The sequence below is a fragment of the Kosakonia sp. SOY2 genome (assembly GCF_027109175.1).
Classification (GTDB): Bacteria; Pseudomonadota; Gammaproteobacteria; order Enterobacterales; family Enterobacteriaceae; genus Kosakonia.
Genome location: NZ_JAPVXH010000007.1, coordinates 1 through 24,483, shown reverse-complemented (window position 1 = coordinate 24,483; position 24,483 = coordinate 1). Strand labels below are relative to the sequence as shown.

Sequence of the window (24,483 nt, the reverse complement as noted above, 5' to 3'; positions counted from 1 at the left end):
ACTTATGGCTTATCAATCGCAAGACATCATCCGTCGTTCCGCGACTAACGGCTTCACTCCCGCGCCGCAGGCGCGGGATCACCAGCAGGAAGTGGCGAAGCTTATCGACGTCACCACCTGTATTGGCTGTAAAGCCTGTCAGGTGGCCTGTTCCGAGTGGAACGACATTCGTGATGAGGTGGGGCATAACGTCGGGGTGTACGACAACCCGGCGGATTTGACCGCCAAATCGTGGACGGTCATGCGCTTCTCGGAAGTGGAACAGAACGACAAACTGGAGTGGCTGATCCGTAAAGATGGCTGCATGCACTGCGCCGATCCTGGCTGTCTGAAAGCATGCCCGTCAGAAGGGGCTATCATTCAGTATGCCAACGGCATTGTCGACTTCCAGTCCGAACAGTGCATCGGCTGCGGTTACTGCATCGCCGGCTGTCCGTTCGACGTGCCGCGCATGAACCCGGAAGACAACCGCGTCTACAAATGTACGCTGTGTGTTGACCGCGTGACCGTGGGCCAGGAACCGGCGTGTGTGAAAACCTGCCCGACCGGCGCTATCCACTTTGGCTCTAAAGAGGATATGAAAACGCTGGCCGGCGAGCGCGTGGCGGAACTGAAAACCCGTGGTTACGACAACGCGGGCCTGTACGATCCGGCAGGCGTTGGCGGTACGCACGTGATGTATGTGCTGCATCATGCCGACAAGCCGAATCTGTATCACGGCCTGCCGGAGAACCCGGAAATCAGCTCTACCGTGAAGTTCTGGAAAGGTATCTGGAAACCTCTTGCGGCGGTCGGCTTTGCCGCGACCTTCGCTGCCAGCATCTTCCATTATGTCGGTGTCGGTCCGAACCGCGCAGAAGAGGAAGACGATAACCTGCATGAAGTGAAAGACGAGGTGCGCAAATGAAAAAACGTGACACCATCGTGCGCTACACGGCGCCAGAGCGCATCAACCACTGGGTCACCGCCTTCTGCTTCGTGCTGGCAGCGGTGAGCGGGCTGGGGTTTTTCTTCCCCTCCTTCAACTGGTTGATGGGGATTCTGGGTACGCCGCAGCTGGCGCGCATTCTCCATCCGTTTGTCGGCGTGGTGATGTTCGCGTCGTTTATAATCATGTTTTTCCGCTACTGGCACCATAACCTCATCAATAGGGATGATATCTTTTGGGCGAAGAATATTCGTAAGATCGTCGTCAATGAGGAAGTGGGTGACACCGGGCGCTATAATTTCGGTCAGAAATGTGTTTTCTGGGCGGCGATTATTTTCCTGGTGTTGCTACTGGTAAGCGGCGTGGTTATCTGGCGCCCTTACTTCGCGCCAGCGTTTCCCATTCCGGTGATCCGATTAGCGTTGATGGTGCATTCATTTGCCGCGGTCGCGTTAATTGTGGTTATTATGGTGCACATTTACGCCGCCCTGTGGGTAAAAGGCACGATAACCGCAATGGTGGAAGGCTGGGTTACCAGTTCGTGGGCGAAGAAACATCACCCGCGCTGGTACCGGGAAGTTCGCAAGACAACGGAAAAATCGACTGAATGAGTATTCGCATAATCCCGCAAGATGAGCTGGAGAAGAGCGATAAACGCACGGCGGAAGTTATTCCGCCGTTATTATTCCCCAGACTGAAAAATCTCTATAACCGCCGCGCAGAGCGTTTGCGTGAGCTGGCAGAGAGTAACCCGCTGGGTGATTATCTGCGTTTTGCTGCGCTTATCGCCCATGCCCAGGAAGTGGTGCTTTACGACCACCCCCTGCACATCGACCTGACTGCGCGCATTAAAGAGGCCGCTGAACAGGGCAAACCGCCGCTGGACATTCATGTGCTGCCGCGCGATGCGCACTGGCACAAACTGCTGCATTCGCTGATCGCCGAGCTGAAGCCGGAGATGAGCGGCCCGGCGCTGGCGGTCATTGAGAACCTGGAAAAAGCCTCTGCGCAGGAACTGGAAGCGATGGCCAGCGCGCTGTTTGCCGCTGATTTCGCCTCCGTTAGCAGCGATAAAGCGCCTTTTATCTGGGCTGCGCTGTCGCTTTACTGGGCGCAAATGGCCAGCCTGATCCCCGGCAAAGCACGCGCGGAATATGGTGAACAGCGCCAGTTCTGCCCGGTGTGCGGATCAATGCCGGTCTCCAGCATGGTGCATATTGGCACGACGCAAGGGTTGCGCTATCTGCACTGCAACCTGTGTGAAACCGAGTGGCATGTGGTGCGCGTCAAATGCAGCAACTGCGAGCAAACCCGCGATTTACACTACTGGTCGCTGGATAACGAGCAGGCAGCAATCAAAGCGGAAAGCTGCGGCGACTGCGGCACTTACCTGAAGATCCTGTATCAGGAAAAAGACCCGAACGTCGAGCCGGTCGCGGACGATTTGGCCTCGCTGGTGTTAGATGCCCGCATGGAGCAGGAAGGCTTCGCCCGCAGCTCCATCAACCCGTTTTTATTCCCCGGCGAAGGGGAATAATCGCCTCCAGCCCTTGCCTTCCAGGCAAGGGTTGTCAGCCTTTTTCACTTTCCCCTGCCCTCTTCTCACGCCTTCTGGCGTTAAAAATCACCGTTCCCATTCAGGTTAAACCAGGCTATAAAGGCTGGATATTTATACAGATAAAGGTTAGCGGAATGGCACTGGAAAAAGGTATTGCCGGGCTGGTGAGCGACTTTATTGCCGCCGGTCGCCCGTCAGCACGGGCGAAGAGTATTGATGACCGGCGCAGTGGATATGTCGCCAGCACCGTACTGGCAGGGGAAACGGAAACGCGCGTTCAGGTTGAAGATATAACGCTTGAAGGCATGACGTTTCGTCTGTTTTCGCCGCAGAACGCCAGCGGTGATCTTCCCGCGTTGATTTACTACCACGGCGGCTGCTTTATTAGCGGCGGCTTCGACACGCACGATAAGCAGTTGCGTCAGCTGGCCTTTTATAGTGGTTGCCGGGTTGTTGCTGTGCAGTACCGTTTGGCGCCGGAACATCGCTGGCCTGCCGCACATGATGATGCGCAATCTGGTGCCGATATTGTATGGAAAAACGCCGAAAAACTCGGTATCGACAGCAAACGTATCACGCTTGCGGGGGATAGCGCAGGCGGTCACCTGGCGCTGGTGACGGCGCTACGGCTGAAAGCTGCGGCGACATGGCAACCGGCGCAACTGGTGTTGATTTACCCGATGCTCGACGCCACCGCCTATTTTGATAGCTATACCTTTAACGGTTCCGATTATGTGATTACCCGCGAGGCGCTGCTTTCAGGCTATGAAATGTATCTTGGCGATACCGATCGCCTGTTGCCGGATGTCAGCCCGCTGTGGCGCGATGATTTTTCCGGTCTGCCGCCGGTACACATCATTACCGCAGAGTTCGACCCGTTATGTGATGAGGGCGAAGCACTGTTTAAGCACATGACCGAGCAGGGCGTAACCTGCACTTGTTCACAATATCAGGGCGTGATCCATGGCTTCTTCCAGCTTGCCGGGATCAGCCAAAGTGCAAAAGATGCGATAAGAGACGTGGCCGCACGGGTGGCCAGGATATAACCGCGTGAAAAAAGGAGAGCCGATGTCTGTCGTAAGTCCTGTGGAAAAGCAGTTTGCTGCTTACAATGCCCATGATATTGAGGCGTTTACCGCCTGTTTTAGCGACGATTTTATCGCGTATCGCTTGCCATCCACTGAGCCGTCGCTGCAAGGGCTTGAAGCATTACGTGCCTTTTATGCTGCGCATCGCTTTAACAACCCGGCATTACGCGCCGAGTTGCTCTCGCGCACGGTGATGGGCAATAAGGTGTTCGATCACGAAAAAATCTACGGCATCGGCGAGTCGGTGATTGAAAATATGGCCGTCTATGAAGTGCAGGATGGGTTGATCAAAATCGCGTGGTTTTTCTTCGCGCAGTAGGGGTTGTTCGCAGGACGTTGCGCGCCTGTATCGTCAGGCGCGAACGATTACTCTTCCTCGTTACCGCCCTCTTCGAACGAGCCGAAGGGTTTGGCGGGCAAGACGATATAAATGCCTTCGAAGATCGCACCCTGCTTATCTTCACCAAACAGCTCAACCTGTAGCTGAACGCGCGCTTTGCGCCCGCGCGCCAGACGGTCCAAATCACCGCTTAGCGAGCCAAGATCGGCAATCGCGCTCGGTTTACCGGTGATCGGCGTGCTATAGCGAATATGCGCATCGGCAAGGATGATGGTGCCGCCGAGATGGCGTTCGCGCAGCATCAGCCAGATCAGCCCCCAACCGGTAAGCGTCGCCAGGGAAAACAGGCTACCGGCGAACAGCGTGTGGTGCGGATTCTGGTTGCCGGTTTCCGGCATGGTGGTGATAAATTTCTGCCCGGTGTACTGCTGAATACGCACACCCATCTTTTCACTCAGCGGGATATGCTGATACCAGGCCTGCTGCAACTGCCCGCACCAGTCGCCGCGATGCAGAATATCATCGAGCGTGGCGATCGGTTTGATCATCAAAAAGTGGCGTACCGGCGTGGTTTGCGGCGCGGTGATTTCCCCTTCATTGACGAACCCGAGTTTCGCGAAGAACGCCACCGCATCCTCACGGGCGCTACAGGTCACGCGCTTCACCCCTTCCTGGCGGGCCACGGACTCCAGCGTCATCGCCATCAATGTGCCAAGGCCTTTTTCCTGCACGTCCGGATGGACCGCCATAAAGCGAATCGACCCTTCGTTATCCGCGTTGATATACAACCGACCGATAGCGACAATGTTGCCCTCTTCGTCGACAACCATCTGATGATGTGCCATCGCATCCCAGCCATCACGCTCGGAACCTTTCGGTTGATGCAGCGGTTTACGCAGCATTTCCCAGCGGAACTGGTAATAGAGCTCTAACTCTTCTTCCGTTTGCGGTACGCGAAGGTGGTACATAGCAGCACTCTCTCTTGTAACCAGGGGCCACGCCGCAAGCTGGCTCATACTTGCAACCAGAACGTGACGGGGCCGTCGTTGACCAGCGAAACCTGCATATCGGCAGCGAATCGCCCGGTTTGCGTTTCCATTTGCTGGCTGCGGCAACGTTCAACAAAATAGTGGTACAGCGCCTCGGCTTTTTCCGGCGCAGCGCCACGGGAAAACCCCGGACGCATGCCACGTTCTGTATCCGCCGCCAGCGTAAATTGCGACACCACCAGCACACTCCCACCAGCCTGCTGGACGTTAAGATTCATCTTCCCTTCCGCGTCGCCAAAAATACGATACCCCAGCACACGTTCGCACAGGCGGTTCGCTTTTTGTTCATCGTCTTCCCTTTCGACGCCCAACAACACCAAAAGTCCAGGGCCGATTTCGCCCGTCACCTCACCCGCCACGCTAACGCTCGCGCGGGAAACACGTTGAATTAATGCAATCATGGTTGGTCTGCTTCTTCTTGCTGTGCGGCTATTTTGAGTTTTCGGTATTCACCGAGAGTGACAGTTATTTCTGCGCCAAGCAAGACGATACACCAGGTCCAGTAGACCCAGAGGAACAAAATGGGGATGACAGCCAGCACGCCATAAATGAGCTGGTAAGACGGAAACATGGTGATGTAGAGACCAAAAATCTTTTTACCGAACTCAAACAGCAGTGCGGCGACAAACGCGCCGACAATCGCATCGCGGTTCGGCACGCGGGTTGTCGGCACAATGCTGTACAGCAACCAAAAAGAGAGCCACGACAGGATCAGCGGAAATATGCGCAGCACATCATCAATCACGCTATCCAGCTCGCTGGCCCAGCGCAGCGACAGCAAGTAGGAGCTTATCGCCAGGCTGGCACCCGCCAGCAGCGGGCCGAGCGTCAGGATCATCCAGTAGACGGCAAATGAATAAACATGCGGGCGTACACGCGTACTGCGCCAGATGGTGTTTAGCGCCGAATCGATGGAGTACATCAGCAGCAGAGATGTCACCACCAGCCCGCATGCGCCAACCGCCGTCATTTTGGTGGAGTTCGCCACAAACTGCTCAATGTAGTTCTGAATCACATCGCCGGTGGTGGGAATGAAATTGGCAAATACAAAGTGGCGCAACTGGACGCTAATTTCAGAAAACATAGGAAAAACAGCGAATAATGCAAACACCACGGCGATCAGCGGCACCAGCGAAAGCAAAGAGACGTAGGCGAGATTCCCCGCCAGCGTCGTCATATGGTCTTCATCAATGCGCCGCCATAGCAACCGCAACCAGGCAACAAGCGGGCGCGTGCGATGTTTTGCATGATGCCGCAGATTTTTTAGCATAGCTGTTTCGCGAAATAGTCCGGGATGGTCGTTTTATCCGTCACCAGAATACTGGTTATGCCCAGTTGTTCCGCACCGGCGATATTATCCGCATTGTCGTCGAAAAAGACGCTATCTTCGGCAGAGAAACCTTCGAGCGCCAGCACTTGCTGATAAATTCGCGCTTCCGGCTTACGCATCCCCATTTCCTGGGAAAGATAAATATGGTCAGCCGCCGCCTGAATTTCCGGATATTGTTCCGGCCAGTACGTGGTGTGCAGACGGTTAGTATTCGATAACACGACGACCCGATGCCCCTGCTCACGCAGTTTGTGCATGATGTCGACGACCTCTTTGCGCAGCGCGACAAACACGGCCTGCCAGCCGGTGGAAAACTGCTCGTAGCTGAGCGGTAGTTCCATTTCATGACACAGCGCTTTAGCGAAATCTTCGTCGCTGATTTCCCCTCGTTCGTGCTGATGAAACGGCTCGCCCATGGTGAAATTCTGCTTTAAGGTCGCCAGCGGCACACGGCTAAAATCGCTCCAGACACCCAGCACCCGATTGAAGTCGATGTCGACAATCACGTTACCTAAATCAAAGATATAGAGCATTTCTCTCTCCTTGCCAGCCGTGGAGAGTTAACTGTAGCGGGAAAGTTCTGACTTGAATAGTTCGCGGCTTCACGCGAAGAAGATACAGACATAAAAAAAGCCGCTGAAAATCAGCGGCTTTTTCACAAGCAAATAAAGAGCGATTACTCTTCTTTCGCTCCGCGCATTGCGCGTTTACGGTCGTTTTCCGTCAGGTGACGTTTACGAATACGGATAGAGAGCGGGGTCACTTCTACCAGTTCGTCGTCATCGATGAATTCCAGAGCTTGCTCCAGGGTCATCTTGATCGGCGGAACCAGAACCGTAGCTTCGTCTGTACCAGACGCACGCATGTTGGTCAGTTTCTTACCGGTCAGGCAGTTTACCGTCAGGTCGTTAGAACGGCTGTGAATACCGATGATCTGGCCTTCGTAAACTTCCGCGCCGTGACCGAGGAACAACTTACCGCGATCCTGCAGGCCGAACAGTGCGAACGCAACCGCTTTACCCTGACCGTTGGAGATCAGCACACCGTTGTTACGCTGGCCCACTTCACCCGGACGAACATCGTCGTAGTGGCTGAAGGTGGAGTACAGCAGACCGGTACCGGAAGTCATGGTCATGAACTCTGAACGGAAGCCGATCAGACCACGGCTTGGGATCACGTAGTCGAGACGTACGCGGCCTTTGCCGTCCGGATTCATGTTTTTCAGATCGCCTTTACGCTCGCCCAGCGCCTGCATCACAGAACCCTGGTGCTGCTCTTCAACGTCCAGCGTGACGTTTTCGAACGGCTCTTGTTTGCGGCCATCGATTTCGCGGAAGATAACTTTCGGACGGGAAACCGCCATTTCGAAACCTTCACGACGCATGTTCTCGATAAGCACGGACAAGTGCAGCTCACCACGGCCGGAAACGCGGAATGCGTCAGCGTCTTCGGTCTCTTCAACGCGCAGCGCAACGTTGTGCACCAGCTCTTTGTTCAGGCGGTCGAGGATCTGACGTGAAGTCACGTACTTACCTTCTTTACCACAGAACGGAGAGGTGTTGACGTTGAAGAACATGGTTACGGTCGGTTCATCAACAGACAGTGCCGGCAGCGCTTCGACGTTCTGCGGATCGCAGATGGTGTCGGAGATGTTCAGCTCGCCCAGACCGGTGATCGCAATGATGTCGCCGGCTTCGGCGATCTCGCTATCGATACGCTCCAGCCCCAGGTGGGTCAGCACTTTGCCGACTTTACCGTTGCGGGTTTTGCCTTCGCTATCAATGATAGTGACTTGCTGGTTCGGTTTTACTTTACCGCGCTTGATACGACCGATGCCGATTACACCAACATAGTTGTTGTAGTCGAGCTGGGAGATCTGCATCTGGAAAGTGCCGTCGAGATCGACGTTCGGAGCAGGTACATGGTCAACAATCGCCTGGTACAGCGGGGTCATGTCTTCAGCCATGTCTTCGTGGTCCATACCCGCGATACCGTTCAGCGCAGAAGCGTAAACGATCGGGAAGTCCAGCTGCTCGTCGGTCGCGTCCAGGTTAACGAACAGGTCGAATACCTGATCGACAACCCAGTCCGGACGCGCACCAGGACGGTCAACTTTGTTGATTACCACAATCGGTTTCAGGCCATGGGCAAATGCTTTTTTGGTCACGAAACGCGTTTGCGGCATAGGGCCGTCAAATGCGTCAACCACCAGCAGCACGGAATCGACCATGGACATCACACGCTCAACTTCACCACCGAAGTCGGCGTGCCCTGGGGTATCAACGATGTTGATACGGTAATCATTCCATTTGATAGCGGTGTTTTTAGCGAGGATGGTAATCCCACGCTCTTTCTCCAAATCGTTGGAGTCCATCACACGCTCTTGAGTTTCAGCACGTTCGTCGAACGTACCGGATTGCTGCAGCAGCTTGTCAACCAGGGTCGTTTTACCGTGGTCAACGTGAGCAATGATGGCGATGTTACGCAGATTTTCGATCACAACTTTGCCTCAGGCATTAGAAATAGCGCGTTATTGTACACGTATTAATCGAAGGACTAAACAGGATCACAAACATCCTCCGCAAACAAGTATTGCAGAGTTGCTTTGTGATCGCTTTCACGGAGCGTTAAAAGGGGCATTTAACGAAAATTGCACCAATATAGTGCCCAATGTTCACATAAAGGCACTATATTGGTGCAACATAACCATCATGGTGCAGCCCTTTTGCACTATACCGTGCATGATAACGCCTTTTTAGGGGCATTTAAAAGTTGGCATAGATTTCGCTTTAACGATTGCACGATAACTACGCCAGCTTACGTAGTAATTAGAAGACCTCGTTACCACGACGACAATGACAAATCCGGGAGAGTTTAAGTATGTCCGCTGAACACGTTTTGACGATGCTGAATGAGCACGAAGTGAAGTTTGTCGATCTGCGCTTCACCGATACCAAAGGTAAAGAACAGCACGTCACTATCCCAGCCCATCAGGTAAACGCCGACTTCTTTGAAGAAGGTAAAATGTTTGATGGTTCTTCGATTGGTGGCTGGAAAGGCATCAACGAATCAGACATGGTGCTGATGCCGGACGCGACTACCGCTGTCATTGACCCGTTCTACGAAGAGTCTACGCTGATCATTCGTTGCGATATCCTCGAACCAGGCACCATGCAGGGCTACGATCGTGACCCGCGCTCCATCGCTAAACGCGCTGAAGAGTACCTGCGCTCCACCGGTCTGGCAGACACCGTTCTGTTTGGGCCAGAACCGGAATTCTTCCTGTTCGACGACGTACGTTTCGGCAGCTCCATCTCCGGTTCCAGCGTCGCTATCGACGATATCGAAGGCGCATGGAACACCTCCACCAAATACGAAGGTGGTAACAAAGGTCACCGTCCGGCAGTGAAAGGCGGTTACTTCCCGGTTCCGCCGGTTGATTCATCACAGGATCTGCGTTCTACCATGTGTCTGGTGATGGAAGAGATGGGCCTGGTTGTTGAAGCTCACCACCACGAAGTGGCAACGGCTGGTCAGAACGAAGTGGCTACCCGCTTCAACACCATGACCAAAAAAGCGGACGAAATTCAGATTTACAAATATGTGGTGCACAACGTTGCTCACCGCTTCGGCAAAACCGCGACCTTTATGCCGAAACCGATGTTCGGTGATAACGGTTCCGGTATGCACTGCCACATGTCTCTGTCCAAGAACGGCACGAACCTGTTCTCTGGCGACAAATACGCTGGCCTGTCTGAAATGGCGCTGTACTACATTGGCGGCGTAATCAAACACGCAAAAGCGATCAACGCCCTGTCTAACCCGACCACCAACTCTTACAAGCGTCTGGTCCCGGGTTATGAAGCGCCGGTAATGCTGGCTTACTCTGCTCGTAACCGTTCTGCTTCTATCCGTATTCCGGTGGTGGCTTCTCCGAAAGCGCGCCGTATCGAAGTTCGCTTCCCGGATCCGGCTGCTAACCCGTACCTGTGCTTCGCAGCGCTGCTGATGGCCGGTCTGGATGGCATTAAAAACAAAATCCATCCGGGCGAAGCGATGGACAAAAACCTGTATGACCTGCCGGCTGAAGAAGCGAAAGAGATCCCGCAGGTTGCAGGCTCTCTGGAAGAAGCGCTCAACGCGCTGGATGCTGACCGCGAGTTCCTGACTGCTGGTGGCGTGTTCACCGACGACGCTATCGATGCTTACATCGCGCTGCGTATGGAAGAGAACGACCGCGTTCGCATGACGCCGCACCCGGTAGAGTTCGAACTGTACTACAGCGTTTAATAATTAAGACTCGGCAGAAGTCTTGTCGCAGCAAGGTGGCAACCGAATGAGTCCCGATGAGCTTAGTCTATAAGTGATTCGGGCTAATGAGGGCAGCCAACGCTGCTACGGTGAGAAAGATGCCAGAGGATTTTTAGTTGCCGTGGAACTTTTAGCCCATCCCTGGATGGGCTTTTTTCTCCACCAACAACCTGATCTAACGCGCTTTTTATCAATAAAACGCTATACTGCACTAAATTGGTGCACACCTCCGGGAGACTGCTAAATGGCAAGCGGCGTGCTGCCCGATGCTGGGCAGATCCTCAATTCTTTGATCAACAGCATCTTGCTGGTTGATGACGACCTGGCGGTACATTACGCCAACCCTGCGGCACAGCAACTGCTGGCGCAAAGCTCTCGTAAGTTATTCGGCACACCGCTCCCCGAACTGCTGAGTTACTTTTCACTGAACATCGATTTGATGCGGGAAAGTTTGCATGCCGGACAGGGGTTTACCGATAACGAAGTGACCCTCGTGATTGACGGGCGCTCACACATTCTTTCGCTGACGGCGCAGCGTCTGCCGGATGGTTTGATTCTGCTTGAAATGGCGCCGATGGATAACCAGCGCCGTCTCAGCCAGGAGCAGCTCCAGCATGCGCAACAAGTTGCGGCGCGCGATCTGGTACGCGGTCTGGCGCATGAAATTAAAAACCCGCTTGGCGGTTTACGCGGTGCGGCGCAGTTGCTGAGCAAAGCCCTGCCCGATCCAGCATTACTGGAATACACCAAAGTGATTATCGAGCAGGCTGACCGCTTGCGTAACCTGGTTGATCGCCTGTTAGGGCCGCAACAACCGGGGATGCACGTTACCGAAAGTATTCACAAAGTGGCTGAGCGTGTAGTGAAACTGGTATCGATGGAACTACCGGAGAATGTCACCTTAACCCGTGATTACGATCCAAGTTTGCCGGAGCTCGCGCACGATCCCGACCAAATCGAACAGGTTTTACTGAATATTGTGCGTAACGCTTTGCAGGCGCTGGGGCCGGAGGGGGGCGAAATTATTCTGCGTACCCGTACTGCCTTCCAGCTAACGCTGCACGGTGTGCGTTATCGCCTCGCGGCGAGAATAGATGTGGAAGATAACGGCCCGGGTATTCCGTCGCACCTGCAGGATACGTTGTTCTATCCGATGGTAAGCGGACGCGAAGGCGGTACCGGGCTGGGGTTATCTATCGCACGCAGTTTGATTGATCAACATTCTGGCAAAATTGAATTTACCAGTTGGCCAGGCCATACCGAATTCTCGGTATTTCTGCCTATTCGGAAGTAGAGGTGTTTATGCAACGAGGGATAGTCTGGATCGTTGATGACGATAGCTCCATCCGTTGGGTGCTGGAACGCGCGCTCACCGGAGCTGGCTTGAGTTGTACAACGTTTGAAAGTGCCAATGAAGTGCTAGACGCACTCACCACCAAAACCCCGGATGTACTGCTTTCGGATATTCGTATGCCAGGGATGGATGGTCTTGCGTTACTGAAACAGATCAAACAGCGCCATCCGATGCTCCCGGTCATAATTATGACCGCGCATTCCGATCTTGATGCGGCGGTAAGCGCGTATCAGCAAGGGGCATTCGATTATCTGCCTAAACCGTTTGATATCGACGAAGCCGTTGCGCTGGTTGAGCGCGCTATCAGCCATTATCAGGAACAGCAGCAGCCGCGCAATGTGCAGGCCAGCGGCCCGACAACTGACATCATCGGTGAAGCACCGGCGATGCAGGATGTGTTTCGCATTATCGGTCGCCTGTCGCGCTCGTCGATCAGCGTATTGATTAATGGTGAATCGGGGACCGGTAAAGAACTGGTGGCTCATGCGCTGCATCGCCACAGTCCGCGTGTGAAAGCGCCGTTTATCGCCCTCAATATGGCCGCCATTCCGAAGGATTTGATTGAATCGGAACTGTTTGGTCACGAAAAAGGGGCGTTTACCGGCGCGAATACAATTCGTCAGGGACGTTTTGAGCAAGCCGATGGTGGGACACTGTTTCTGGACGAAATAGGCGACATGCCGCTGGATGTGCAGACTCGGTTGCTGCGCGTGCTGGCCGATGGCCAGTTTTATCGCGTTGGCGGCTATGCGCCAGTGAAGGTCGATGTCCGTATTATCGCAGCCACACACCAGAACCTGGAACAGCGCGTTCAGGAGGGCAAATTCCGTGAGGATCTGTTTCACCGCCTGAATGTGATCCGCGTTCATTTGCCGCCGCTGCGTGAACGCCGGGAAGATATTCCGCGTTTAGCACGCCACTTTTTGCAAGTCGCCGCCCGTGAACTGGGCGTGGAAACGAAACAACTGCACCCGGAAACCGAAACCGCGTTAACGCGTCTGGCATGGCCGGGTAACGTCCGCCAGCTGGAAAACACCTGCCGCTGGTTAACGGTTATGGCCGCAGGCCAGGAAGTGTTGATTCAGGATTTGCCAGGCGAGTTGTTCGAAACCAGCGTGCCGGACAGCCCTTCGCAGAGCCTGCCGGACAGTTGGGCAACGCTGCTGGCGCAATGGGCGGATCGCGCATTACGTTCCGGTCATCAAAACCTGCTTTCAGAAGCGCAACCGGAAATGGAGCGTACCTTGCTGACCACGGCGCTACGTCACACGCAGGGCCACAAACAGGAAGCGGCGCGGCTGCTCGGATGGGGTCGTAATACCCTGACGCGTAAGTTGAAAGAACTGGGAATGGAGTAGTGTGCGGGTGAAATGTAAAGAATGAATCGCGATCGCAAATTGCCGTTATTTTGCGCTTTACTGTTACCGGCAGTGACGTATGATCTTGCCCGTTCATGGGAGAGGTCATCATGCTGGAATCATTAATCAATGTGGTCACTGCAGGCGTAGAAGCTGGCGCGTCGGCAAGCCACACACCGCAAACAGCCATCGCGGCTGTTCTGTGTGCCGCGCTGGTTGGGCTGTTTAGCTAATCTTCGCGTTATGCTGCGCTTATCAGGCCTACAGAACGTGTTTTGTAGGCTTGATGCGCCATCTCGTTAAATCACGCGTGAAAACTGCTGCAAACGCGCCTTGCGCCGCAGATAAACATCGAAACACATGCAAATATTGCGGATCAGCAAACGCCCTTTCGCTGTGACTTGCAATCCCTGCTCGTTCATTGCCACCAGCCCGTCCACCACCAGCGGCGCCAGCAGGCGCAAATCCTCGGCAAAATAGTCACGGAAGTTGAGATCCCAGGCACGTTCCACCGCATCGAACTCAAGGCGGAAGTTGCAAATCAGTCCTTTGATCACATCACGGCGAATACAGTCGTCACGGGTTAACGCGATACCGCGCCACAGCGCATTTCCGCGCTCGTCCACTTGCTGATAATAGTGTTTCAGCTCTTTTTGGTTTTGCGCGTAGCTATCGCCGATCATGCTAATGGCAGAAACACCCAACCCCAGCAGATCGCTGTCGCCCTGCGTGGTGTAGCCCTGGAAATTACGATGCAATACACCTTCTCGCTGAGCAATAGCCAGCTCGTCGTCCGGGCGGGCAAAGTGATCCATGCCAATAAACTGGTAACCGGAGCCGGTCAGCGAAGCGATGGTCTGCTGCAAAATATCGAGCTTCTGCTGCGCCGTCGGCAAATCAGCGTCTTTGATTTTGCGCTGTGCGGCGAATAATGTTGGCAAATGGGCGTAGTTAAAGACGCTCAGGCGATCCGGGCTAAGCGCCGCCACGCGTTGTAACGTAAAAGCGAAGCTTTCCGGCGTCTGTTTTGGCAGGCCGTAAATCAGGTCAATATTGGTCGAGGTAAAACCAATATCGCGGGCATGATTGAGCAGCGCGAAGATAAAGGCTTCATCCTGCTCGCGGTTAACCAGACGCTGAACCTCTTTGTTGAAATCCTGCACGCCCATGCTCAGGCGATTAAAGCCCTCGCTGCGCAGATGATCGAGCACATCCAGTTCGATTTCGCGCGGATCAACTTCGATCGAGATTTCCGCATCAGCATTAAACGCAAAATGACCGCGCAGCAGGCTCATCAGACGGCTGATTTGCGCTTTGTTCAGGTAAGTCGGTGTTCCCCCGCCCCAGTGCAACTGGCTGACGTGGCGACCTGAAAATAGCGGCGCGCGGTGAATAATTTCCTGCTCGAGCGCGTCCAGATACTGATCGGCTTTATGCTGCTGGCGGGTGACAATCTTATTGCAACCGCAGAAGTAGCACAGCTTGTGACAAAACGGGATATGCACATATAGCGACAGCGGTCGCTCAGGATAACGCGCCACAGCCTGGCGAAAATCGTCTTCGCCGTAAGCGTCGGAAAACTCCAGCGCGGTAGGATATGAGGTGTAACGCGGCCCGGAATAGTTATATTTCTGGATCAGGGCCAGGTCCCAGTCGATGACTTGCTCAGACATTGTTTACTCCTTCCGATGACGCCGCTGGCGGTTCCGGCGGCCCGGCCTGACCTCGTTTCGGGTCATAAGCCGGTTGCGCAGCCACAGCTTGCGCCGCGACAACCGCTGTAGTTTAACGAATAACCACACCAGATAACATATAACCGGAAGGGTTATAAGCAGGACAGAAAGCCCCATAGAAAAGGATTAGTTGCCGCCTTTCAGCAGACGCATCATATCTTCTTTGCCTTCTTCTTCCTCTTCTTCGTCATCATCGTAAGAGAGGCCAAGCTTCTGCATCAGCTCATCAATGCGGTCCAGTTTGGCATCGACCCACGCTTGATCGTCAGCGCTCAGGGTTTCACCCTCTTCCAGACGTTCCAGTAGCGCGTCCAGGCGCTCATCCGTTTCCAGCATTTCCAGCTCAGCCTGTGGTGAAAGCATAGGTTTCTCGCTCTTAGGTTTGTGCTGCTTATTGACCGGCGTGTCGGTGACACCCAGCGGGATCGGTTTTTTACTGCCAATACGCGGATCTTTTTGCTGTTTACCCCTTCCGGAGCCAGAAGCGCCGTCGCCACCGTTCGCACGGCTGCCTGAAGCATTACCGCGGTGCTTTTTCTCACGCTTACGATCGCGGCCTTCCTGATTTAACTCTTCACGGGTTTTACGGCGCACTTTACCGCGCGGATTGGTGGACGGTTTTTTCATATTAGTGGTCTTAAGTCGTTTTTCATCAGTATAGAATTGCGGCGGAATCTAGCAGAAAGCAAGCAAAGAAAAAAGGCGACAGTGCAAACTGTCGCCTTTTTTCTTGACCCTTCACCCGTAATGGGTTTTACATTCCGTGTTCGCTATCAACTTGCCCTGTTTATCCGTTAGCGTAGAACGTTCCCTGTTACGGTTCCTTTTCCTTTTCAACGTCTTCTGACGTTAGTCTCCGGTCTTCGCCTCCTGGCGCTCCTGACCCCTCATTCCGTGAGTTATCCTTCCACAAGCAGCATCCGGCCTTGGTGGGTTACTTTACCCTTCTGAGCTAAACTGACAAGCAGGAAAAGTCCCGGAACCCGCAGTTTAAGAAAATTCTATATACATAACCCTTTGATTAAATAACTTTTAGCCATTTTTTAATCTGCAACTTCTCCGAAAGTTCGTATAACGAAAAGGGCAAATATCTTACATAGCGCGCGGTAATGGCTCACAGCAGAGTTTCTGGCGAGAAAAACAGCCTTTTGCGTGGGTTCAGGTATAATCGCCGCATGCTTTGACGATGGAGACGACCATTTTGACTAACTGGAATTACCAACAGACGCACTTTGTCACCAGTGCGCCTGATATTCGCCACTTACCCGCTGATACCGGCATTGAAGTGGCTTTTGCTGGCCGCTCCAACGCAGGTAAATCGAGCGCACTTAATACCCTGACTAACCAGAAAAACCTGGCGCGAACCTCGAAAACGCCCGGCCGTACGCAGCTGATCAACTTGTTTGAAGTCGCTGAAGGCAAACGTCTTGTCGACTTGCCGGGTTACGGTTACGCGGAAGTGCCGGAAGAGATGAAACTCAAATGGCAGCGCGCGCTGGGCGAATACCTCGAAAAACGCCAGTGCCTGCAAGGCCTGGTGGTGCTGATGGATATTCGCCATCCCCTGAAAGATCTTGATCAGCAGATGATCCTGTGGGCAGTCGAGAGCAATCTGCAAGTGCTGGTGCTGCTGACCAAGGCGGATAAACTGGCCAGCGGTGCGCGGAAAGCGCAGCTGAATATGGTACGTGAAGCTGTGCTTGCTTTTAACGGCGAAGTACAGGTTGAAACCTTCTCGTCGCTGAAAAAACAGGGCGTGGACAAACTACGTGAGAAACTGGATGGCTGGTTCAATAACCTGCCGCCAGTGGAAGAAGAAACGGGCGAGTAACCTTCCTATCAAGCGTGGCATTCGCCGCGCTTTTTTCTTTCTTTCGCACAATAAAAAACGCCCCAGTCATTTCTGACTGGGGCGGCTAAATATTCAGCCAAATCCGATTACGTGAAGTAAAAGGTCTGAAAGATAGAACATCTTACCTCTGTACCCTACGCGAATAACTCTACTCCCTTTTTAGATCCGGACAAAGCACTTTTTGTAATTTCTTTTCAATTTTTACATAGGGAATTCTAATGATTGTCACAAAACTCACGGTGATTTGTTGCTTACTTACAGAAAAAGCTCTTTACCCACAGAACACTTAGTGCGCTTGATCCCAGTTTTGACCGCTCCCGACTTCCACCAGCAACGGCACATCCAGTTTAGTGCTGCTCTCCATCAGTTCATGGATCTTTTTCGACACGGCCTCAACATCATCTTTGTGCACTTCAAACACCAGTTCATCGTGTACCTGCATGATCAACCGCACGCGCGGTTTCTCGCTTTGCAGCCAGCTATCTACAGCGATCATGGCGCGTTTAATGATGTCCGCAGCCGTGCCTTGCATTGGAGCATTAATCGCCGCACGTTCCGCACCGGCTCGTCTGGCTCCATTGCTGGATTTGATGTCCGGCAAGTAAAGACGACGCCCGTCCAGTGTTTCAACATAGCCACGCTCTTTCGCCTGTGCGCGGGTACGCTCCATATATTCCAGCACGCCAGGATAACGCTCGAAGTAGAGATCCATGTACTTCTGCGACTCTTTACGCGGGATATTGAGCTGGCGCGATAAGCCAAAGGCGCTCATGCCGTAAATCAGCCCAAAGTTGATCGCTTTCGCGCTGCGGCGCTGCTCGTTACTGACACTTTCCAATGGCAAACCAAACACTTCTGCCGCTGTTGCGCGGTGAATGTCTTTACCTTCGGCAAATGCAGACAGCAGGCCTTTGTCGCGTGACAGGTGCGCCATAATACGCAGCTCGATTTGCGAGTAGTCCGCCGAGACAATGACGTAATCTTTCGGCGCGATAAAGGCCTGGCGAATACGGCGGCCTTCTTCATTACGTACCGGAATATTTTGCAGGTTCGGATCGGTCGAAGATAAACGGCCCGTTGCCGTCACAGCCTGATGATACGAGGTATGCACGCGCCCGGTTTTCGGGTTAATCATCAGCGGCAGCTTATCGGTATAGGTCGATTTCAGCTTCGCCAGCCCACGATGTTCGAGAATGACTTTTGGCAGTGGGTAATCCAGCGCAAGCTCTTCGAGCACCTCTTCCGACGTCGACGGCGCGCCACCAGGCGTTTTCTTCAACGGCTTAATGCCCTGCTTCTCAAACAGAATGGTTTGCAACTGCTTGGTTGACGAGAGGTTAAACGGCTCGCCCGCAATTTCATGCGCCTTTTTCTCCAGCTCTGCCAGGCGCAGCGTCAACTCTTCGGAGTGCTTGTGTAACACGGCGGGATCGATATTGACGCCGTTACGCTCGATACGCGAAATTACCGGCACCAGCGGCATTTCGATGTTCTGGAAGACGTTCAGCGGCCCGGCATTGTTTTGCAGCTCCGGCCACATCTTCAGATGCAGTTGCAGCGTGACATCGGCATCTTCCGCCGCATAACGCCCGGCCTGCTCAAGATCGATCTGATTAAAGGTCAGTTGGTTTTTACCTTTACCAGCGATCTCTTCAAAGGTGATCGTTTTGTGCTTCAGCCAGCGCTCGGAGAGACTGTCCATATCATGACGGCCAGCGACGCTATCCAGCGTGTAGGATTCCAGCATGGTATCGAAGGCAATACCGCGCAGTTCAATGCCGTAATTTTCCAGCACGCCGCGATCGTATTTAAGGTTCTGCCCCACTTTACGGACATTTTCATCTTCCAGTAGCGGTTTCAGCAATTCCAGCACGCGTTCGCGCGGAATTTGATCCGGAGCATCAAGATAATCATGCGCAACTGGCACATAAGCCGCGATACCCGGTTCGGTCGCAAAGGAGAGGCCAACCAGGTTGGCGCTGATATTGTCCAGGCTGTCGGTTTCCGTATCGAAAGCAAAGAGCGGTGCGCTTTTCAGTTTGCCAATCCATGTTTGCAACGTCTCTTCATCGAGAATGGTGACGTAATTTTCTGCCGATAGTGCGGCTGCGGGAATATCAGCTTCTGCCTCAATCTCAATGGTTTCCTGCGGTTTCGCCGCCGGTTTACTGCCTTTCGCCTGGAGCCACTTGCCCGCTTCTACATCTGCGCTCCAGCGTTTGAATTCATATTTCTTAAATAGCTCAAGGAGTTCCTGCGCCGCAGGCTGCTGAACCTCCAGCTGTTCGCAGGTCAGCTCCAGTTCAACATCCGTTTTGATCGTGGCCAGTTGGTAAGAGAGGTAAGCCACCTCTTTGTTCTGCTCAAGTTTCGCCGCCATGGTTTTGGCACCGCGGAAGGTGAGCCCGGCGATTTTATCCGATTCGGCATAGAGCGTGTCCAGGCCGCCCAGCCCTTGTAGCAGCGCCTGCGCCGTTTTCTCGCCAACACCTGGCACACCTGGAATGTTATCTGAGGAGTCCCCCATCAGAGCGAGGAAATCGATAATTAACTCCGGCGGGACACCATATTTTGTCACCACTTCATCCGGGCCAAGGATCGTGTTGGTCATGGTATTGATAAGCGTAATATTTGGCGTCACCAGCTGCGCCATATCTTTATCACCTGTGCTTATCAGCACGGGCCGCCCCGCTTTTTCGGCTTCACGCGCCAGCGTGCCGATGACATCATCCGCTTCAACGCCGGAGACCGCCAGTAACGGCAATCCCATCGCTTTTACCATGGTGTGCAGCGGCTCAATTTGCGCACGCAAATCGTCCGGCATTGGCGGGCGATGTGATTTGTAATGCTCAAACAGTTCATCACGGAAGGTTTTGCCTTTCGCATCAAACACCACCGCAGCATGTGTCGGCTGGTATTGCAAAATCAGGCTGCGCAGCATGTTGAGCACGCCGTACATAGCGCCAGTAGGCTCACCGGCGCTGTTGGTCAGCGGCGGAAACGCATGATACGCGCGATAAAGGTAAGACGAGCCGTCAACAAGGATAAGTGGGTTTTCTGGGATCTGAACCATGATGTCCATGCCTGTTTATCAAATTATGGTTAAAGGATGCCACAGACAGGGAGAAAACATGAGTTTTTCGCGGAAAATGCCGAAAAGATTTCGCGATCGTCAGGATCGCTCGCATAAACATCCTGTGGATAAGTTTGTGAATAGTTTTTATCAGGCTGGACTTTTGTGCCATTTCGCCGATCGCAGGATTATACAAATTATTTATATTCAATGAGTTATAATATAAAAGATGATCGTTATTGCTATTTGCTGACAATTTACGCTGTGTGGATATAAGTAATTTTGATTTGATTTATTGCCAATAATTCCTCAGGTATTACCAGCAAGGTTTAAGCATTCCTGATAACCGTTTTCTGTTAAGATCTGCGCCTTGCGCTTGTTTTAGTGTGCTTTTAGCAGCTAACTTTCTGAATAATATAACTATGTCGAGATTCCTTGCGGTAGCCACTCTATTTTTGAGTGTCCTGCTCACCATATTGGTTACCATTTTTTGCTCCGTGCCCATTATTATCGCCGGAATGCTCAAGCTGTTAATTCCAGTTCCCGTGGTATGGCGCGCGATCTCCGCTTTCTGCAATTTTATGATGTATTGCTGGTGTGAAGGGCTTTCCTGGTTATTGCATCTCAACCCTTATTTAAAATGGGATGTTGAAGGGCTGGAAGGCCTGGATAAGAAGAACTGGTATTTGCTGATCTGCAATCATCATAGTTGGGCAGATATTGTGGTGTTATGTGTACTGTTTCGTAAACATATTCCCATGAACAAATATTTCCTTAAACAGCAACTGGCGTGGGTACCTTTTATTGGCCTAGCCTGCTGGGCGCTGGATATGCCTTTTATGCGTCGTTACTCCAGAAGTTATCTGATTCGCCACCCTGAACGTCGGGGTAAAGATGTCGAAACTACGCGCCGTTCATGCGAGAAATTTCGCTTTCACCCAACCACCATTGTGAACTTTGTTGAAGGCTCACGCTTTACAGAAGAAAAGCGCCAACAGACACGCTCTTCTTTCAAAAACCTGCTGTCGCCAAAAGCAGCAGGTGTTGCCATGGCGCTAAATGTATTGGGTAAACAGTTCGATAAATTGCTTGATGTTACGCTCTGTTATCCGGAAAACGACCGGACGCCGTTCTTTGATATGCTCAGCGGTAAGCTGACGCGTATTGTCGTGCGAGTCAATTTATTGCCGGTGGATGAAGCGCTACATGGCGACTACGTTAACGATAAGAATTTTAAACGGCGTTTCCAGCAGTGGCTGAATAAACTGTGGCTTGGAAAAGACGAACTGATTGATACTATCAAAGCAGAATACAAAAACGCCGGTCAGTGACCGGCGTTATTTTTACTTCTTCTCAACCAGATATTTCACGGTATTTGCGTAGTCCTGAACGAAGGCGTCCAGGCTGCTCCCGTCCATACCCTGCAGGTTAACCTGGTATTTCCCGTTAACAAACATGGCAGGAACGCCCTGCAGTTGTAAATCCGCAGCCGCTTTTTCTTGCTGAGCAACCAGCGATTTCACCACGAAGCTGTTCCACGCAGCGTCATACTCTTCGCCTTTCACGCCCGCGCTGATGAAGACATCGCGAATATCAGCAACAGACTTCACGGTTTGCGTTTTCTGCACGGCTTCAAACAGTGGAGAGGTGATTTTATCTTCCACACCAAGCGCCATGGCCACAGCCCACGCCTGCGTCATCTCTTTACCCAGTGGGCCTAAGAATTCCACGTGGTATTTGGTCATTTTTGTCCCTTCTGGCAGCTTCTTCTTCACCGCGTCAGCAACATGCCAGACCTGCTCAAAGTCGTAGCAATGCGGGCAATAAAACGAGAAGAACTCAAGCACCTGCGGCTCTCCCGCCACTGGCTTATCGAGCGTAATAAATTGCTTGCCGTCTGTAGGTTGTGCTGCTGAGGCGCTAAAAGCCAGAATCATTCCTGCCAGCGCCAGCCAAATCTTCTTCATGGTCAACTCTCTCCATTTAATACATTGGTGTTAATGCTAAAGGTGGTTCTTGAAGAACTTTCACCTGTTCAAGAAAAATCAATATTTGCCTGCGCCAGTGATCTTCACTACTCAGCCACGGAAAATTTTTGGGAAATGCTGGATCGTCCCAACGACGAATCAGCCATGCCAGATAGTAAACCAGGCGCATGGCGCGTAGCGGCTCCATTAACCCCAGCTCAGCCATGTTGAATTCACTGAATTCTTCGTAGGCCTCGACAATTATCTCCAGTTGCATACGCTGCTCGGCTTTATCGCCGTGTAGCAACATCCAGAGATCCTGTACGGCGGGGCCATTACGGGCATCGTCTAAATCAACGAACATTGGCCCGTCTCGCCAGAGAATATTCCCTGCATGGCAATCACCATGCAGACGCAGAAGATTAAAACGGTTATGCCATTGCGCCATTACAGCATCGATAAGCTTATCGGCTGCACGCAAAAATTCATCTTTTAAAGCAGAAGGAACGAGCGTTGATGTTTCAAAAAGTTGGCGTGGCTCAATCAGATATTCTTTAACGCCTATTTCCGGACGACTTATAAAACGCTTTTTACTGCCGGTTTGATGCATACGGCCAAGGTAGCGGCCCACCCACTCCATTTGCTCCAGGTTGTCGGCTTCAAACTGACGGCCGCCAACGCTTGGGAAAACAGCGAAAAAGAAGTCCTGATGCGTGAGTAAGGTTTGATTGTTGAAAGCGAGCGGCGCCGCAACCGGCACGTCATCACGCTGCAAATCTAAAGCAAATTCATGCTCTTCAAGAATTTGTTCTGCAGACCAACGCGCCGGGCGGTAAAACTTCACCACATAGCGTTTGCGATCTTCATCCTGAAATTGATAAACGCGGTTTTCATAGCTGTTAAGCGGAGTAAGCCCGGAATCCACCCGGATCCCCTGCTCAAACAGCGCATCCATAATGGTATCCGGGTGTAATGTCTGGAAAGTAAAGGCGTTGCAGGTCATCCTGGGATCCAAAAATACGACTAATAATTCAGGATATCATTTCGTAGCGTATTCGGTTGCGCCGCTTACAAGCTTTTACTCTTTAATTACGCCGCGCGCGCGCAACAGCGCGGTTTTAAAATCCTCTTCATAATCCTTCTGAATGCCGGGGATCACCGCATCTTTCGAGGAGTCGCGCATTTTCAGGTGATAGATCAGGATGTCATCACTTAAATCCACCAGGTCGCCTTGATAACCTGACTCTTGCGCCAGTTTCTGCAAAAATTGCACTAAATTAAGCTCCGGCTCTTTTTGCCATGCGGGCTGGAGAAGTTCGATAACTTCATTCAGGCGTTTACATTTCATAATCGTGCTCCTTACTCTGGGTACAGACACGTTAGCAGGGTAAAACCCACAATAAAAGAGGCGATAAGGGTGACGGACAGTAGTGCAGTAACAGGTGTGGTGTTGGCGGGAGGAAAAGCCTCGCGGATGGGTGGAAAAGATAAAGGGCTGCAGGAATTAAATGGCAAACCGCTGTGGCAACATGTTGCGGAACGGCTGGCACCACAGGTATCCAGCTTAGTTATCAGCGCCAATCGAAACCTTGAAATCTATCGCGCCAGTGGCTTACCCGTCCTCACAGATATGCTGGATAACTTTCCCGGCCCGCTGGCGGGAATTCTCTCCGTTATGCAGCAAAGCGATGGGGAGTGGTTTCTGTTTTGCCCGTGCGATACGCCGCGTATACCAACGGATCTTATGGCTCGGTTACAAAAGAACCGGCAGCATAATGCGCCGGCAGTGTGGGCTAATGATGGCGAACGAGATCACCCGGCAATTGCTCTGGTACACCGCAGCGTTTTACCATTTTTGCAGGATTATCTCGCCAGCGGCGAACGTCGAGTGATGGTATTTATGCGACAAGCCGGAGGACATTCGGTGGATTGTAGTGATGTGAAATCCGCATTCACAAATGTGAACACCCCAGATGATCTCGCGCACTGGCAGGAGAGAACATGATCCCACTACTTGCTATTGCTGCCTGGAGCGGAACCGGCAAAACGACGCTGCTTAAAAAGTTGATTCCCGCTCTCTGCGAACAAGGTATTCGTCCGGGCTTAATCAAACATACTCATCACGATATGGACGTCGATAAGCCCGGTAAAGACAGCTATGAATTACGTAAAGCAGGTGCGGCGCAAACGTTGGTTGCCAGTTCACAACGATGGGCGTTAATGACAGAAACCCCAGATGAAGCCGAGCTGGATTTGGCATATCTGGTTAGCAGAATGGATGCAACAAAACTGGATCTGGTATTAGTCGAGGGTTTTAAACATGAGGCGGTGCCCAAGATCCTGCTCTGGCGGCATGACTGCGGTCATGATTTAGCGGAGTTAACGCTGGACAAGCATGTTATCGCCATTGCCAGTGATATTCCTCTGAGGCAGGGTGTGCCGGTACTAAACCTGAATGATATTGAGCAGATAGTAACGTTTATTTTGCGCTGGATGAGCCAAGTGGGTTAGTTTTTTGGGACTCAATGCCTGTTTCACATGG

25 protein-coding genes are annotated in these 24,483 nt (G+C 52.5%); 13 read left to right on the top strand and 12 right to left on the bottom strand.

All coding sequences use genetic code 11. The features are described from left to right. Positions 1-4: 4 nt before the first annotated feature. From fdxH to O3S68_RS22350, 5 genes are all read left to right on the top strand, one after another. A complete protein-coding gene (gene fdxH / locus O3S68_RS22370) occupies positions 5-907 on the top strand; it encodes a formate dehydrogenase subunit beta (RefSeq protein WP_269232564.1) in 903 nt (300 codons plus the stop codon). After that, positions 904-1,539 (top strand): formate dehydrogenase cytochrome b556 subunit, encoded by a 636-nt coding sequence (gene fdoI / locus O3S68_RS22365; protein WP_017459690.1) that lies wholly within the window; start codon positions 904-906, stop codon positions 1,537-1,539. The genes fdxH and fdoI overlap by 4 nt, the downstream gene beginning before the upstream one ends. Next, positions 1,536-2,465, top strand: a complete 930-nt coding sequence (gene fdhE, locus O3S68_RS22360; protein WP_020455895.1) for a formate dehydrogenase accessory protein FdhE — start codon at positions 1,536-1,538, stop codon at positions 2,463-2,465. The genes fdoI and fdhE overlap by 4 nt, the downstream gene beginning before the upstream one ends. A gap of 155 nt (positions 2,466-2,620) precedes the next feature. Further along, positions 2,621-3,532, top strand: a complete 912-nt coding sequence (locus tag O3S68_RS22355) for an alpha/beta hydrolase (protein WP_269232563.1) — start codon at positions 2,621-2,623, stop codon at positions 3,530-3,532. 22 nt (positions 3,533-3,554) lie between these two features. Beyond that, the gene (locus tag O3S68_RS22350; protein WP_045512415.1) at positions 3,555-3,893 is read left to right on the top strand and encodes a nuclear transport factor 2 family protein; all 339 of its coding nucleotides are present in this window, start codon (positions 3,555-3,557) and stop codon (positions 3,891-3,893) included. A 47-nt stretch (positions 3,894-3,940) separates the two neighbouring features. Here O3S68_RS22350 and fabY read toward each other — a convergent pair whose 3' ends face one another. The 5 genes from fabY to typA all read right to left on the bottom strand — a co-directional run bounded on the left by fabY (position 3,941) and on the right by typA (position 8,793). Further along, positions 3,941-4,882, bottom strand: coding sequence for a fatty acid biosynthesis protein FabY (gene fabY, locus O3S68_RS22345; protein WP_020455892.1), 942 nt, complete (start codon positions 4,880-4,882; stop codon positions 3,941-3,943). Positions 4,883-4,926: 44 nt separating this feature from the next. Continuing rightward, complete coding sequence (dtd, locus tag O3S68_RS22340) at positions 4,927-5,364, bottom strand: D-aminoacyl-tRNA deacylase (protein WP_017459695.1); 438 nt, start codon at positions 5,362-5,364, stop codon at positions 4,927-4,929. Then, entirely contained in the window at positions 5,361-6,233 is an 873-nt protein-coding gene (locus O3S68_RS22335; RefSeq protein ID WP_020455891.1) for a virulence factor BrkB family protein, read from the bottom strand. The genes dtd and O3S68_RS22335 overlap by 4 nt, the downstream gene beginning before the upstream one ends. Then, a complete protein-coding gene (gene yihX, locus O3S68_RS22330; protein ID WP_097407385.1) occupies positions 6,227-6,826 on the bottom strand; it encodes a glucose-1-phosphatase in 600 nt (199 codons plus the stop codon). The genes O3S68_RS22335 and yihX overlap by 7 nt, the downstream gene beginning before the upstream one ends. A 143-nt stretch (positions 6,827-6,969) precedes the next feature. Continuing rightward, positions 6,970-8,793 carry a ribosome-dependent GTPase TypA gene (gene typA, locus O3S68_RS22325; RefSeq protein ID WP_017460103.1) on the bottom strand — a complete coding sequence of 608 codons (1,824 nt, stop codon included), beginning with the start codon at positions 8,791-8,793 and terminating at the stop codon, positions 6,970-6,972. A gap of 380 nt (positions 8,794-9,173) precedes the next feature. Here typA and glnA point away from each other — a divergent pair, with 380 nt between their 5' ends. The 4 genes from glnA to O3S68_RS22305 all read left to right on the top strand — a co-directional run bounded on the left by glnA (position 9,174) and on the right by O3S68_RS22305 (position 13,549). Continuing rightward, entirely contained in the window at positions 9,174-10,583 is a 1,410-nt protein-coding gene (gene glnA, locus O3S68_RS22320; protein WP_020455889.1) for a glutamate--ammonia ligase, read from the top strand. A gap of 265 nt (positions 10,584-10,848) precedes the next feature. Further along, entirely contained in the window at positions 10,849-11,898 is a 1,050-nt protein-coding gene (gene glnL / locus O3S68_RS22315; RefSeq protein WP_017460101.1) for a nitrogen regulation protein NR(II), read from the top strand. An 8-nt stretch (positions 11,899-11,906) separates the two neighbouring features. Further along, a complete protein-coding gene (gene glnG, locus O3S68_RS22310) occupies positions 11,907-13,316 on the top strand; it encodes a nitrogen regulation protein NR(I) (RefSeq protein ID WP_020455888.1) in 1,410 nt (469 codons plus the stop codon). 110 nt (positions 13,317-13,426) lie between these two features. Beyond that, positions 13,427-13,549: a YshB family small membrane protein gene (locus tag O3S68_RS22305; RefSeq protein ID WP_141399381.1), complete on the top strand. Its 123-nt coding sequence runs from the start codon at positions 13,427-13,429 to the stop codon at positions 13,547-13,549. A gap of 66 nt (positions 13,550-13,615) precedes the next feature. On the opposite strand, the gene hemN is transcribed toward O3S68_RS22305, so the two are convergent. Further along, positions 13,616-14,989 (bottom strand): oxygen-independent coproporphyrinogen III oxidase, encoded by a 1,374-nt coding sequence (gene hemN / locus O3S68_RS22300; RefSeq protein WP_269232562.1) that lies wholly within the window; start codon positions 14,987-14,989, stop codon positions 13,616-13,618. 186 nt (positions 14,990-15,175) lie between these two features. Continuing rightward, the gene (yihI, locus tag O3S68_RS22295) at positions 15,176-15,676 is read right to left on the bottom strand and encodes a Der GTPase-activating protein YihI (protein WP_017460097.1); all 501 of its coding nucleotides are present in this window, start codon (positions 15,674-15,676) and stop codon (positions 15,176-15,178) included. A gap of 574 nt (positions 15,677-16,250) precedes the next feature. Here yihI and yihA point away from each other — a divergent pair. Beyond that, entirely contained in the window at positions 16,251-16,880 is a 630-nt protein-coding gene (gene yihA, locus O3S68_RS22290; protein WP_044489766.1) for a ribosome biogenesis GTP-binding protein YihA/YsxC, read from the top strand. 93 nt (positions 16,881-16,973) lie between these two features. On the opposite strand, the gene O3S68_RS24355 is transcribed toward yihA, so the two are convergent. Both O3S68_RS24355 and polA read right to left on the bottom strand, forming a co-directional pair. After that, complete coding sequence (locus O3S68_RS24355; RefSeq protein WP_071892919.1) at positions 16,974-17,021, bottom strand: spot 42 RNA, inhibition of DNA synthesis; 48 nt, start codon at positions 17,019-17,021, stop codon at positions 16,974-16,976. A 166-nt stretch (positions 17,022-17,187) separates the two neighbouring features. Then, positions 17,188-19,974 (bottom strand): DNA polymerase I, encoded by a 2,787-nt coding sequence (gene polA, locus O3S68_RS22285; RefSeq protein ID WP_269232561.1) that lies wholly within the window; start codon positions 19,972-19,974, stop codon positions 17,188-17,190. Positions 19,975-20,396: 422 nt separating this feature from the next. On the opposite strand from polA, the gene O3S68_RS22280 reads away from it, so the two are divergent. Next, positions 20,397-21,305, top strand: coding sequence for an acyltransferase (locus O3S68_RS22280; protein ID WP_269232605.1), 909 nt, complete (start codon positions 20,397-20,399; stop codon positions 21,303-21,305). A gap of 12 nt (positions 21,306-21,317) precedes the next feature. Here O3S68_RS22280 and dsbA read toward each other — a convergent pair whose 3' ends face one another. The 3 genes from dsbA to O3S68_RS22265 all read right to left on the bottom strand — a co-directional run bounded on the left by dsbA (position 21,318) and on the right by O3S68_RS22265 (position 23,289). Further along, a complete protein-coding gene (gene dsbA / locus O3S68_RS22275; protein WP_020455881.1) occupies positions 21,318-21,941 on the bottom strand; it encodes a thiol:disulfide interchange protein DsbA in 624 nt (207 codons plus the stop codon). 16 nt (positions 21,942-21,957) lie between these two features. After that, positions 21,958-22,944: a serine/threonine protein kinase gene (locus O3S68_RS22270; RefSeq protein WP_045512429.1), complete on the bottom strand. Its 987-nt coding sequence runs from the start codon at positions 22,942-22,944 to the stop codon at positions 21,958-21,960. Between the two features lie 75 nt (positions 22,945-23,019). Next, complete coding sequence (locus O3S68_RS22265; protein ID WP_017460091.1) at positions 23,020-23,289, bottom strand: YihD family protein; 270 nt, start codon at positions 23,287-23,289, stop codon at positions 23,020-23,022. Positions 23,290-23,358: 69 nt separating this feature from the next. On the opposite strand from O3S68_RS22265, the gene mobA reads away from it, so the two are divergent. Both mobA and mobB read left to right on the top strand, forming a co-directional pair. Beyond that, positions 23,359-23,946 (top strand): molybdenum cofactor guanylyltransferase MobA, encoded by a 588-nt coding sequence (mobA, locus tag O3S68_RS22260; protein WP_269232560.1) that lies wholly within the window; start codon positions 23,359-23,361, stop codon positions 23,944-23,946. Next, positions 23,943-24,452 (top strand): molybdopterin-guanine dinucleotide biosynthesis protein MobB, encoded by a 510-nt coding sequence (gene mobB / locus O3S68_RS22255; protein ID WP_045512438.1) that lies wholly within the window; start codon positions 23,943-23,945, stop codon positions 24,450-24,452. The genes mobA and mobB overlap by 4 nt, the downstream gene beginning before the upstream one ends. Positions 24,453-24,483: the final 31 nt, after the last annotated feature.